At 38.7% G+C, this 12,922-nt stretch carries 8 protein-coding genes; all 8 read left to right on the top strand.

The features are described 5' to 3' along the window. Positions 1-11: 11 nt before the first annotated feature. The 8 genes from sbnB (at position 12) to aroQ (ending at position 12,910) form a co-directional block, all read left to right on the top strand. Positions 12-1,025: a 2,3-diaminopropionate biosynthesis protein SbnB gene (gene sbnB / locus AC52J8_RS07485; RefSeq protein ID WP_086399505.1), complete on the top strand. Its 1,014-nt coding sequence runs from the start codon at positions 12-14 to the stop codon at positions 1,023-1,025. A gap of 71 nt (positions 1,026-1,096) precedes the next feature. Then, positions 1,097-2,737 (top strand): IucA/IucC family protein, encoded by a 1,641-nt coding sequence (locus tag AC52J8_RS07480; RefSeq protein ID WP_496538914.1) that lies wholly within the window; start codon positions 1,097-1,099, stop codon positions 2,735-2,737. A 3-nt stretch (positions 2,738-2,740) separates the two neighbouring features. Further along, a complete protein-coding gene (locus AC52J8_RS07475) occupies positions 2,741-3,946 on the top strand; it encodes an MFS transporter (protein ID WP_347749087.1) in 1,206 nt (401 codons plus the stop codon). Further along, positions 3,943-7,470, top strand: a complete 3,528-nt coding sequence (locus AC52J8_RS07470; protein WP_086399507.1) for an IucA/IucC family protein — start codon at positions 3,943-3,945, stop codon at positions 7,468-7,470. Before AC52J8_RS07475 ends, AC52J8_RS07470 begins: the two co-directional genes overlap by 4 nt. Next, complete coding sequence (locus tag AC52J8_RS07465; protein WP_086399508.1) at positions 7,463-8,236, top strand: HpcH/HpaI aldolase family protein; 774 nt, start codon at positions 7,463-7,465, stop codon at positions 8,234-8,236. The genes AC52J8_RS07470 and AC52J8_RS07465 overlap by 8 nt, the downstream gene beginning before the upstream one ends. 153 nt (positions 8,237-8,389) lie before the next feature. Continuing rightward, positions 8,390-10,627, top strand: coding sequence for a TonB-dependent receptor (locus tag AC52J8_RS07460; protein WP_086399509.1), 2,238 nt, complete (start codon positions 8,390-8,392; stop codon positions 10,625-10,627). Between the two features lie 266 nt (positions 10,628-10,893). Next, entirely contained in the window at positions 10,894-12,219 is a 1,326-nt protein-coding gene (locus AC52J8_RS07455; protein ID WP_086399510.1) for a Y-family DNA polymerase, read from the top strand. A gap of 235 nt (positions 12,220-12,454) precedes the next feature. Next, a complete protein-coding gene (gene aroQ / locus AC52J8_RS07450) occupies positions 12,455-12,910 on the top strand; it encodes a type II 3-dehydroquinate dehydratase (RefSeq protein ID WP_017385967.1) in 456 nt (151 codons plus the stop codon). Positions 12,911-12,922 lie beyond the last annotated feature (12 nt).

The following is a 12,922-nucleotide window of genomic DNA, read 5'->3' as shown; positions in this document are numbered from 1 at the left end:
AGGAAATATTCATGAGCAATTTGGCTACCCTTCGCTACTTAAGTCAATCAGATTTATTAAATCTTGGCGCAAATCATAGTAATTCCTTTATTGAAGCGATTACTGAAGGTTTAACCCTGCATGCAAATAAACAGTTTGTTCAACCTTTAAAACCTTATCTTCGCTGGCAAGGTGCAGACCATATTGCCGACCGTATTATTGCAATGCCTTGTTATTTAGGCGGTAACGACCCGATTGCCGGAATCAAATGGATTGGTTCAAGACAACATAACCCTAAAAAATTCAATATTCCGCGTGCCAGCGCACTGATTGTTTTAAATGACTCAGAAACAAATTATCCAGTTGCGGTGATGGAAGGCAGCCTCATCAGTGCCATGCGAACTGCGGCAATTACTGGTGTCTCGATTAAATATCTAGCAAAAAAAGACTTTTCAGACATTACCGTGATTGGCTGCGGTCCAATTGCTCAAATGCAGATTAAAACTGTACTTGAACAATATGCTCAGGTGAAAAAAATCCATTTATTTGATGTGAACCCTGAAGCGGCTGACAAACTCAAAGCATTGTTCTTATCAGAATATACGAATTTAGAAATTGAAATTCATGACAGTGCTAAGTCTGCTATTCAACAAGCCGATGTCCTCATTACCTGCACAGTTTCAGATAAACCTTACATTCCATTTGAGTGGCTTAAAAAAGGCTGCTTTGTTTCAAACATTTCAATTATGGATATCGAGCCTGAAGTCTTCTTAAAAGTTGACAAAGTGATTGTAGATGACTGGGACCAATCAAACCGAGAAAAGAAAGTCATCAATGTACTGGTTGAAGATGGCTTATTCAGCCGTGAAAAACTACATGCTGAACTTGGCGACATCATTATTGGTCATAAAAACGGCCGCGAACACGAAGATGAAATCATTTTGCTCAACCCAATGGGCATGGCGATTGATGACATTGTCTGCGCTAAATGGTTCTTCAATGCTGCACAAGAACAAAACGTTGGTACGGTTCTACCGCTTTTATAAGAATAGGAATAACTAAAATGTTAGATCGGATTTACACAGCACAACTACAAAAAACGATAGATGCACTCTACATGGAGAATTATGGAGATTTTAAAGATTATATTTCCTATAAAAAGCCTTATCTGGCAATTACTCTCAATGATGAGTTGGAACTCTATTTCAGCTGTTTAAAAGTAGATGGTGTAAATCCTTTCTATGTTACCCAACCCGAAGTTTTGCTTCATAACCTATTGAGCAATACAACTTCTAAAATTTCTATTTCTGAAGTTTTTAACTATTTAACCCAAGCAACTTGGTGGCCATCTCCACACCATCAAAAAGCGATTGATTATTGGCTCGACAACTTAGTAACGGCTGAAAAAATTCCTCAAATTTTACAGTCAGCCCTTTCATTTTCTTCACCTTTGATTACTAGTGAATTGCTATCGCTGGTAGCTGATCGTCCATTTCATCCATTCGCTCACTCAAAAGGTGAACTTGCACCACTCACAACTCAAAAAGAAATTGAGGTGTACTGGTGGGCATTTAAGAAAGATGACGTGATTAATAATATGGCGTCGATTCCTCACAAAGAGCTTCTGTTATCAGAAGCTGAGGATAGTCTTATTGCTGACAAAATGGCTCAGCTTTCAGATGATTACTTAGCCCTGCCGTTGTTAGAGACGCAACATCGCTATTTAAAGTTTGAAGAAAATAAGTATGAAGGTATTGACCTAAACCATGTCACCACAATTGGTTTACCGACTTCTTCTTTAAGAACTCTTATTCACAACACAAACCCGACTCTGCATTTAAAACTTTCAACCAATGCCAAAACATTAGGTGCAATCCGCTCCATGCCAGGTCGTTATTTAATGAATGGTCATACGGCTTATGATTTTTTAAATGACGTCATTAATGAAACTGCTTTATTAAAAAATCGTCTCTTTTTAAGTAATGAAACGCATTGGTGGGTGCTAGGTAAACAAGAGCCGATTGTAAAAAATTTAGGGGTGATTGGCTGCCAAGTCAGACATTTACCCGACTTTTGCCAAGATAAAAACGTTACACCAATCACCATGTCAGCTTTAAGCTGTACGTATGTCGACCCTTGGGAAACTTTAGGCGTTGAAGGTGACAAATGGTCATTACTAAAAGACTTAAGTGTTCATTTTATTCAAACATTCTTAACGCTTTGGGCGAAAGGCATCATGCCTGAATGCCACGGGCAAAACACCATGGTGTGTTATGAAAATAATAAGTTTAAATGCTTTATTTTACGTGACCACGATACCTTAAGAATATGTACCACAGCCATTGAAGAAAGTGGTTTTACACCTCCGGTTTATACCATCAATACCAGCACACCAAACAATCTTATCTTTACTAAAAATGAAGACTTATTTAATTACTTCATTACCCTAGGGATTCAAATTAACCTCTACCCGATTGCTTTAGCTACCTTGAAATATACGGATCGAACGGAAAACGATTTCTGGGAGATGGTTCAAGACATTATTCAAAATTTTGTAGAAACCCAACCTATTTCAGAACAAACAAAATCGCAAATTCAAACTTATCTTTTTGACAATAAGACTTGGCCGTTCAAACAGCTACTTACGCCTTTACTTGCGCAAGAAAGCGACTCAACGGGCATGCCAAGTAAAATCGGAAGTACGCCAAACCCTTATCACAGCTTATCTGTTTCTAGCTATGAGATCATGGACATCTAAATCATGCGCTCATCTCGCCTAGATCATTTCATTATTTTGCTCTGTCAGTTTTTTTCCACTTTCGGGCTCATGGTGCTGATTCCAATCATGCCGCTCTATATGGAAAAACTGACTGCGCATATGAGTGCTCCCACTATCTGGGCAGGTTTGGCACTCGCAGCTCCAGCTATTGGCAGCTTATTTACAGCACCAATTGTGGGTCATCTATCCGACACATTCGGCCATAAAAAAGCCTTGTTACTTTCTCTGGCTGGTTTCTGTATTTCAATACTGCTCATGGCGAGCGCCCAGCATTTATACCTGTTTATTTTCGCGCGAATTTTACTGGGTTTTTGCGGTCTTTCCGTGATTTTAAATGCCTATATTTCATATCTTTCTAATGAACAACAACGTGGTGCCGCTTTTGGGCAACTACAAAGTAGTGTTGCGCTAGCTTGCCTATGTGGTCCCGTGCTCGGCGGGATATTTATGGATCAATGGCGGGTTGAAGTATTACTCAACGCGACAGCATTTGTTGTGATGACCTTAATTTTGATTGCGTCATTTGTATTAACCAATCCCGTTAAAACCGAGGCGCCAAAAACCAAAGAGAAATCTAAGCTTCCAGCTTTCTTTGATAGAACAATTTTTTCATGGTTAAGCGCTGGCATTTTGGTTCAAGCCGGTGGCTTTGGTTTGGTGTCTTGCTTTGTTTTATACATTAGTGAAATAAGCCAAAGCACTCATTCATCGTTATCTGCTGCGAGTTTAACGGGAACCATTCATGCGCTTTCATGGGGAGCAGCCTTTATTGCTGCAACCTATTGGGGAAAACGAAATGATGATAAAGGAGATTCTTTTAATAACTTCATTTACGCATCTTTAATTTGCGGTATCACGATTTTCGCATTGATCTGGGTTTCTAATCTCTGGCTGATTCTTGTATTACGACTCATACAAGGCTTTTGCTTTGCTGCCCTTATTCCTTCGATCTTGCACACAATTTCTCTAAAAGCCGGCGCTCAAAGCCAAGGAAAAGTGATTGGTATTTCTAACAGTGCCTTTGTCTTAGGACAACTTATTGGCCCAATCACGATCACGCTCACCTACTCATTTTTCAATATTACTGCTGCATTAATCTGCACCTCACTATTTTTTATCGGTGCGGGATTAGTGGTGATTTTGAACAGATTCTTAATGGATACAATTTTAGAAGAGGCACAAGAATGAACTCAATTATTACAACCGATGCATGGTCTTATAAACTTTTTGAACAGTACCTGAATACTTTCTTTCGTGAACTCAAAGTAAATCTTGAAAAGCACATTATCCCAGCTCAAGATTCGCCTTTATTCACCCTATATGTGGAGCAACCAGACACTCTGTATTTTGCTTATACGTTTAATACATCTAACACGACTGTTTATGGCGCAGTTCAGCATCTATCCACCACTGGCTACCATAGATATCAACGTGGTTTTGTTCTGCAAAATTTAAGCGACAATACATTTGACTCACTCACCGATCCTAAAAATTTAGTGAGGCTGATTACAGATGAACTGAATAGCTTATTTAAAGATAAAAACCAAAATAAGAACCTGTACTCAGATATTGCCAATAGTATCGAAAATACAAAATTCTTTTTAGAAAATAAGCCATCTCAAACAGCATCTAAAGTAGTTAGTGGTTTTCAGGCTACTGAACAAGGCATGTTATATGGGCACCCTTTTCATGTGACTTCTAAAGCCAATTTAGGTTTTTCTAAAGAAGACATGAAAAAGTATAGCCCTGAGTTAGGCGCAAGTTTCCAACTTCATTACTTTGCAATTCATTCTTCTTTAATCCAAAAGCTTGTAAGTGAAGAACAGCCTTCTCACCGTATTGAAGATGAAGTTGTAGAAACTGCAAAAGAGCGTTTGCAAGAAAACTTAGCAAATTACGAGCTAATGCCAACCCATCCGTGGCAAGCCAACTTCTTACGTCAACATCCATCTTTGAAGAAACATTTAGACAGCCAAGACGTGATCTATCTGGGAGCTTTAGGTCAAACCGTATGGCCGACCTCATCCGTTCGTACAGTATGGTTGCCTCAATCGAATCTATTCTTAAAGCTATCAATTGATGTACGAATTACCAGTTTCATTCGTAATAACCCAATGGATGAGATGGAACGCGCGATTGATGCGAGCAAAATTATTATTAATCACAAGATTAATGAGCAATATCCAGACCTTGCGATTCTGCCGGAGTTAGAGGCAAAAACAGTCAAAATTCCAGAGCTTGAAAGTTCATTTGGCATTCTTTATAGAGCTGGGCTCACGCCAGAGGTATTAGAAAACACCCGAATGCTGGGCGGCTTGGTTGAAGAAAATGAAAACTATGAAATCCCGCTTTTAAGCTTTATTCAGCAAGCGGCACCCAACCAAAATCTACAATCGAAAGACGCGAAAGACTTCATTACTTTCTGGTGGAAACAGTACGTTAAAGTTTCACTCATTCCATTAATTGAGTTGTTTGCAAATAAAGGCATTAGCGTAGAAGCGCACATGCAAAACAGTTTAATGGAATTTAAAAACGGCTATCCACATCGCCTTATTCTTCGAGATATGGAAGGCATTAGCATTGTTCCAGAAATGATAGAAGACGACTCATCTATTTCTGAAGATAGTACCGTTTGGTTCTCTCAGAAAGATGCGTGGACCTTTTTAAAATATTACCTTGTGATCAATCACATTGCTCATCTCATCAGTGCAATTGCACGAGTTACGGTAATAGAAGAATCTGAACTTTGGCAAGCCACACGCCTTACGCTCACGCAAGAAAATTTTAGCGCCAAAGGCGAGAAATACCGCGACTTATTAATTAATTCACTCACATTACCAATCAAGGCAAATATGTTAAATACGCTCTACCACAGTGGTGGCAACCCAATCTGGATTGAAGTTGAAAACCCTATTTATAAATATCGCGGCGCAGAAGCGCTTTGCCCTCTTCAACCAACACAACAAACCAATTATAAAACCCTCGCGGAAAATCGCGTGATGGGCCAATTATTAGAAGCACTCATTTTTGAAAATACTTTTAAATACGAGTTTTCTAAAGGTCAGATCAAGTTTTATATTTCCGATACCGTTTTTTATACTTGCGCGGCCAAACGACATTTTAGTTTTAAACGAATTAAGTTAGATCCTTCAAGCTTAGTCCGTTCTGATATTACTTTAGATGCTGAAACTCGTCCTAGCTTAAAAACGCTACTTGCCGATTTAAAAAATATTATTGAAGCTGACCCAGTTAAATGGCAAAACTTTAATGATGAACTCAATTTAACTTACGTTAAGCATGCGCAAACTTTGAGCCAAGCCCCTGCTCAACCTTTAAGAACCTTGCCTTATTTAGAACAAGAAGCACGGATTACCAATGCACATTTATATCACCCAAGTTTTAAGTCTCGTATCGGCTTCGATTTAAAAGAAAATAAAAAATACGCACCAGAGCTTTCTGAAGGTTTTACGGTTCAATGGGTGGCAACTCATAACAGTTTATGCAAACTGGTTTTAAGTGAAACCATTAACTTAGAGCAGCTTTATAAACAGCATTTTTCAGAAAAAGATCTACAAGCCATTAACGATCAATTGAAAGAGCAAAATATAGATTTTAAAGATTATATCCTCACCCCAATTCACCCGTGGCAGTGGGATAAAATTATTGAATTATATTATCAAGATGCAATCAGCAACCAACTGATCATCGCGTTAGATATTGAAGGTCCGACTTATTTACCGCAGCAGTCGATTCGAACCTTATCAAATATTAGCGACATCTCAGCGCTTTCTCTTAAATTGGCAATGAACTTGGTCAATACTTCTACCTCTCGTGTATTGGCACCGCATACCGTTCAAAATGCGGCAAAAATGAGTGACTGGCTTTATAACATTGTTGAACAAGACCATATTTTAGAAAAACAGCGTAAGCCTGTTATTTTAAGAGAGATTGGTGGTCTTTCGGTTAACCAACAGATTGCCCTTCCTGTTCAATACGGCGCTTTGGCTTGCATTTGGCGCGAAAGTATTTACAGCTACTTAAAAGAAGGCGAATCAGCAACGCCTGTAACGGGTCTAATGCAAGTTGATACGGACCAAAAACCACTAATCGATGAGTGGATCCAAGAGTATGGTATTGAGTTCTGGTTAGAAAAATTACTCAGCAATGCTTATTTACCAATCATGCATATTTTGTGGTGTCACGGCCTCGCTTTAGAGTCACATGCACAAAACATGGTACTAATTCATAAAAATGGCTTACCCGTTAAAGCGGCTTTGAAAGATTTCCATGATGGAATTCGTTTTAGTCGTCATCTTTTACGTGAGCCGAGCCTTTTACCCAACTTACAAGATGCGCCAAAAGAGCACGCCAAGATTAACCCGAACTCGTTCTTGGAAACCCACTCTCCAAATGAGTTAAGAGACTTTACTCAAGATGCGCTTTGGTTTGTAAATCTGGCTGAGTTAGCGATTTTCTTAAATGAACATTATGACTTCGATGAAATCAAATTCTGGACCATGCTAAGAACCATCATTAATCAACACAAAGAAGCTCACCCAGAGTTTGCCGAGCGATATGAATTGTTTAACTTTACAGATGACACCATCGATATTGAACAGCTCGCAAGCCGCCGTTTCCTTCCGGAAATTCGCTTAAGAGTACAAACCACACCAAACCCGCTCAGCCTTATTAAGGAAATTGAATATGAATAAGCATTCGATTTCTTTTAAGAAACGAATAGCAAATGGCGAGACGCTCTACGGAATCTTTTGTTCCGTAGCTTCTCCAATTAATATCGAGCAAATGGCACTTGCGGGCTACAACTTTATTATTATCGACTTGGAACATACTTTATTTAGTACGTCTCAAGCCGAGACCATGATTTTAGCTGCTAGAGCCATGAGTCTTGATGTCTTTGTGAGGGTGCCGTTAAACGCCAACCATTTAGTTCTACCTCTGCTCGATGCAGGGGTAACGGGTATTGTTTTTCCGCGTATAGAAAATGCTCAGCAAGCACAAGAAGCCGTGAACTATTGTCACTATATGCCTCTTGGGCAAAGAGGTCTCAACTCGACAAGGTTAAATCGATATGGCATGGATGATTTAGCTAGTTTTGTTCAATACGCAGCAAACGAAACGGTTGTCGTTGCCATGATTGAAAGCTTGGAAGGACTAGAACAACTAGATGAAATATTAAAAGTTGAAGGTATTGATATTATTCTAGAAGGTGCTGCCGACCTTTCTCAATCTATGGGAATGCCATGGCAATCTAGCCATCCAAAAGTGAAAGAAAAAGTTCAAGAGATGTATGCTAAGACTAAAAATAGTCAAAAGCATTTCTGTGCTATTCCCCGACAACCTGAAGATATTGCGGCATGGAAACAACAATCCGTTCAGCTTTTTGTACTCGGTGATGACCGCAGCATTATTCGCCGTGCTCATCAAAATCATTTGAATTCTTATAAAGAAATCTCATAAATTTTCAGTTGTGTAGAGCGATGAGTGCACCTTCCTCTACACAACAATTAATAAAAATAAATTTTATTATTTTTTGTCCAACAACGATATTGTGAATTACAATCATTCTCACTTATAATTCGACAAATTTAAAATCACTCTCAGGGCGAGACAATGGGAAATAAGATAAAAAGTCACAAACTTTTTACGAGGAAGTCTGAAGTAAAAAATATCATTCCACTCCTTTCACTTGGTGGGGCCATTATTCTTTCCAATTCAGCTTTTGCTGCTTCACCTGCTGAAACTACAGAAACAGAAAAGAAACCCGAAGCTCTCCCGACAATTACAATTACTGCTTCACGTGCAGATGAACTCTCTACCTCTGCCAAACAAGTCACCAAGCTAGATGAAAAACAAATTGAACTTTTAAGAAATGGTTCATCTGGAAGTATTGCGACTGTTTTAGCAAAAGCCGTACCGGGCCTATCAGACTCGAGCCGAACCATTACCGATTATGGTCAAACTTTACGTGGTCGTAATGCTCTCATCTTGGTCGATGGCGTTCCAATGAACCTCACACGTGACACATCACGCGGACTTTCAGCAATTGACCCTGAAAGTATTGCCAACATTGAAGTGATTCGAGGCAGTAACGCAATTTATGGTGGCGGCGCGGCAGGCGGTATTATTTCAATTACCACAAAAGCTGCGGGTGGCGAACCTACAGCAAAAACAGTCGTTGGGCTCCAAACGCCTTTAACAAATTTTCGTTCTAATGCTTTAAGTGGCGATATTCACCAATATTTCACAGGCAGCTTTAATGCTTTTGACTATGCGCTCGACTTTGGTTATCAGCGTATTGGTAGCCCGTACGATGCAAGTGGTGACCGTGTTGCACCAGAACCAAGTCAGGGCGATTTATATGATTCTGATGGCTATAGTATCGGTGGTAAACTTGGTTATCATATTGATGACAACCAATACCTACAATTCGCTGCAAACTATTATAATGCCGAGCAAGACTCAGATTATGCATCTGACCCAAGTGTGAAAAATGCTCCTGCTGGGACTGTACCAGCGAAAGCAATTAAAGGCTTAAAGCTCAAAGACCAAAATAAAAACGAAAACCAGATCTACAATTTAACTTATAACCATAAAGACTTTTTTGGTAATAAGGTTGATGCACAAATTTATTATCGCGACTTCTTTACACGTTTTTCACCATTTGATGCACGAAAAAATGCAAATCGTGGAGGACAAGTAGATCAGATCTATCAAGAAAATAATGTACTCGGTAGCCGCTTAACTGTTACTACACCACTTGAGTTTTTAGGTGACACCTCACTGGTTTGGGGTGGTGACTTTAGCCGCGAAAAAAGCGAAATGCCTTTAGATATTTTCGATCAAAAAATTTATGATCAATCTGGTGGCTTAGAGTTTGTAAAAATTGGCAAACTTATTTATTTACCTGAACTCACTACGCAAAGTATGGGTGGTTTTATACAGTTAAAACACCGCTTTAATGACCAATGGTCAGCAGAAGCTGGTACGCGTTATGAAGACAGCTATGCCCAAATTGATAGCTTTGTTCCTTTATCACAATTAGGTAAGCCCAACCCTTACACCGTTGAGGGGGGGAAAGTGAAAGCTGATGCATGGTTGTACAATGCTAACGTGACTTTCTCTCCAAATGACCAACACTCGATTTATGCATCTTTTAACCAAGGTTTCCAATTACCTGATGTTGGTTTGATTATTCGTAATGCTGGTGAAGGTTTTAACCTTGGTTCGTCATTCTTAGAACCCGTAAAAGTAGATAACTACGAGTTAGGCTGGAAAGGAAACTTCAATAACTTCTCTTCAAGTTTAGCGGTCTTCCACTCCACTTCCGACCTAGGTGCTGTGCAATCGTTCAACAATGGTTTAGTACTCGCTAGAACCAAAGAAAAAGTCACTGGTGTTGAAGCAACTTTTGATTATCTTGACGATGCCAATGTTTGGGGAACTGGTGGTAGTGTTACGTGGATGAAAGGTCGTGAAAAGCCGCAAAACGGTGCTGAACAAGACATGACAGGCTTCCGTATTCCACCATTAAAAGTCACAGGTTATATTTCTTATAGCCCAACGGAAACATGGACGAACCGCCTGCAAGCTACTTACTTCGGTTCAGAAGATTACCGCTTAAATGGCAAAAATAGTTTTGGTCGCTATGATGTAAAATCTTATACAACAGCAGATTTAATCAGTAGCTTTGCGCTTAACAAAAAAGACACTGTGACGATTGGTTTAGAGAACATGTTTAACCGCAAGTATTATCCTCTATATAGCCAATTATTACGAACTAGCGATAACACTAGCCATTTAGTAGCAAATGGTGCAACGCTTAAAGTTTCTTATAGCCATAAGTGGTAATCAAAAACTGACATTGAATGTGTCACAAAAAGGAGATCAATGCGATCTCCTTTTTTATTAAAAATATTAATTCCTTATCTATTTTTTCCATTATTAACCTGAGGTAAACCCACAGAACCACCCTAGCATTCTGCTAAAAATTTTGTTAACTTGATTTTGTTACATATTCAAGATGCAACTTTTTCATCCAACACCCCTCATCGCTGTGTTTATGAAAACAATATCAATATGTAGTTTTACCAATATTTTTCATGGGGCAAATCATAATGGAAATCTCACACCGCGAAATTTACGCCCTCGTAGACATTAATAATTGTTATGTGAGTTGTGAGCGACTATTTAATCCCAAACTTATTGGTCTACCAGTCGTAGTACTTTCTAATAACGACGGATGTGTTGTATCACGTAGTGAAGAAGCAAAAAATATGGGTATCAAAATGGGTATTCCATGGTATCAGATCGAACAAGAAGCTCTTCAAGCAGGTGTACACGTCTATTCAAGCAACTACACTTTATATGCTGAAATGTCACGTCGCTTTTTTTCAGTTCTTGGTGAGTTTTTCTCGCCCGATGATTTAGAAGCTTATTCTATAGATGAATGTTTTATTCGCCTTACCCCTTACCTTCAATCTCTAGATATTCATTCTTATTGTGTCAAAGTCGTAGAAACCTTAGAAGAATGGTTAAGCTTACCCTGTTGTATTGGCATCGGATATTCAAAAACTCAAGCAAAATTGGCCAATCACTATGCTAAAAAAATTAGAAGCTTTAATAGAATTTGTAATTTCACGACCTTAGATCCTTTGCTTCTTGAAGACCTCATGCAACACACTTCAGTCAAAGAAGTCTGGGGAATTGGCTATCAATTAGTCAAACAATTACGGAGTTATGAGATTTATTCATGCTTAGACTTAACTTTTGCCAATGAGCATCATTTAGCAAAAGCTTTTTCTGTGGTTATGGCACGTACCATTCGTGAGCTAAAAGGCCAATCCTGTATTCAACTCGACGATCCTGCAATTGTCACCAAACGAATTTTAGCATCACGCAGTTTTGCTCAAGCTTTGTCCAGCATTGAGATTATTAAACAAGCGCTTATTTTTCATCTTAACCGGGCACATCGCCGTTTAATGAAACAAGAACAGCTCTGTGCCTGCGTTCAAGTCTTGCTTTATGAAAAAATAGATAAACCACCTTATAAAAAAGCATCTTCTCAAGCGATAGGTTTAAATTATGCAACAGATGATTTATGCATATTAACAAAAGCAGCCATGCAGCAAATAGATGTTTTATATAAAGAAAATAAAAAATATATAAAGATTGGAGTTTTATTTTGTGGTTTGCATCCTCGTCAACATCATATTGATGATTTATGGCAACCTCTTGAGTTGATTCAGCAAAGACAACAATTGATGCAAACGCTCAGCACAGTTCGTAACCGATTCGGCAGTCACTATTTACAAGTCGGCTATCATTCCCGTAATCCATCTTGGCACATGAAACAATGTCACCGTTCAAAAAATTATCTAACTCGATGGAATGAGCTATTAGGGATTGGAGAGAACTCTATAGCCGTTACACAAAATACATGAACTGTTTTTGTCAATTCAGTTTAAAATAAGCTCCATTAAATTACTTGAAATTTTGTCATTTTTTAACATTGCTAAATCATCGCAAAATTTACAATATATAAGCCGAATTTGGTATACCCTTTCTGCGACGATGAAAACAAATTATAAAAAAATTGTAGAAACATATGCCATAATAAGCAAACTTTGCAGACATCTTGCAAAGAATATTTGCAACTTTAGAGCTGGAGCAATCTGAATGAGTTCGACCATTTTGGTGATTCATGGACCGAATTTGAATTTGCTGGGAAAACGCGAACCAGAAGTATATGGTCATCTTACCTTAGATGATATTAACCAACAACTTATTAGCCAAGCTCAACAAGCTTCACTCACATTAGATACTTTTCAAAGCAACTGGGAAGGTGCCATTGTTGATCGTATTCATCAGGCACAAACTGAAGGCGTAAAACTTATTATTATCAACCCTGCAGCCCTCACCCATACATCTGTTGCTCTACGTGATGCCCTACTTGGCGTTGCGATTCCATTCATTGAAGTTCATTTGTCTAATGTCCATGCAAGAGAGGCATTCAGACATCATTCTTATTTATCTGATAAAGCAATTGGCGTGATTTGTGGTTTAGGTGCAAAAGGCTATCGTTTTGCACTCGATTACGCTATTGAAAAAATTCAACCATCTAACCCAAACTAGTTTAGGAATAGT

This window comes from Acinetobacter sp. S-1 (assembly GCF_059579785.1).
Note: the sequence above shows the minus strand (reverse complement) of the source record. Positions and strands in the feature narration are given on the sequence as shown.

What these genes read in the sequence shown, in the direction of transcription:
- sbnB (WP_086399505.1), top strand. Translation starts at nt 12, where the DNA reads ATGAGCAATTTGGCTACCCTTCGCTACTTAAGTCAATCAGATTTATTA.
- AC52J8_RS07480 (WP_496538914.1), top strand. Translation starts at nt 1,097, where the DNA reads ATGGAGAATTATGGAGATTTTAAAGATTATATTTCCTATAAAAAGCCT.
- AC52J8_RS07475 (WP_347749087.1), top strand. Translation starts at nt 2,741, where the DNA reads ATGCGCTCATCTCGCCTAGATCATTTCATTATTTTGCTCTGTCAGTTT.
- AC52J8_RS07470 (WP_086399507.1), top strand. Translation starts at nt 3,943, where the DNA reads ATGAACTCAATTATTACAACCGATGCATGGTCTTATAAACTTTTTGAA.
- AC52J8_RS07465 (WP_086399508.1), top strand. Translation starts at nt 7,463, where the DNA reads ATGAATAAGCATTCGATTTCTTTTAAGAAACGAATAGCAAATGGCGAG.
- AC52J8_RS07460 (WP_086399509.1), top strand. Translation starts at nt 8,390, where the DNA reads ATGGGAAATAAGATAAAAAGTCACAAACTTTTTACGAGGAAGTCTGAA.
- AC52J8_RS07455 (WP_086399510.1), top strand. Translation starts at nt 10,894, where the DNA reads ATGGAAATCTCACACCGCGAAATTTACGCCCTCGTAGACATTAATAAT.
- aroQ (WP_017385967.1), top strand. Translation starts at nt 12,455, where the DNA reads ATGAGTTCGACCATTTTGGTGATTCATGGACCGAATTTGAATTTGCTG.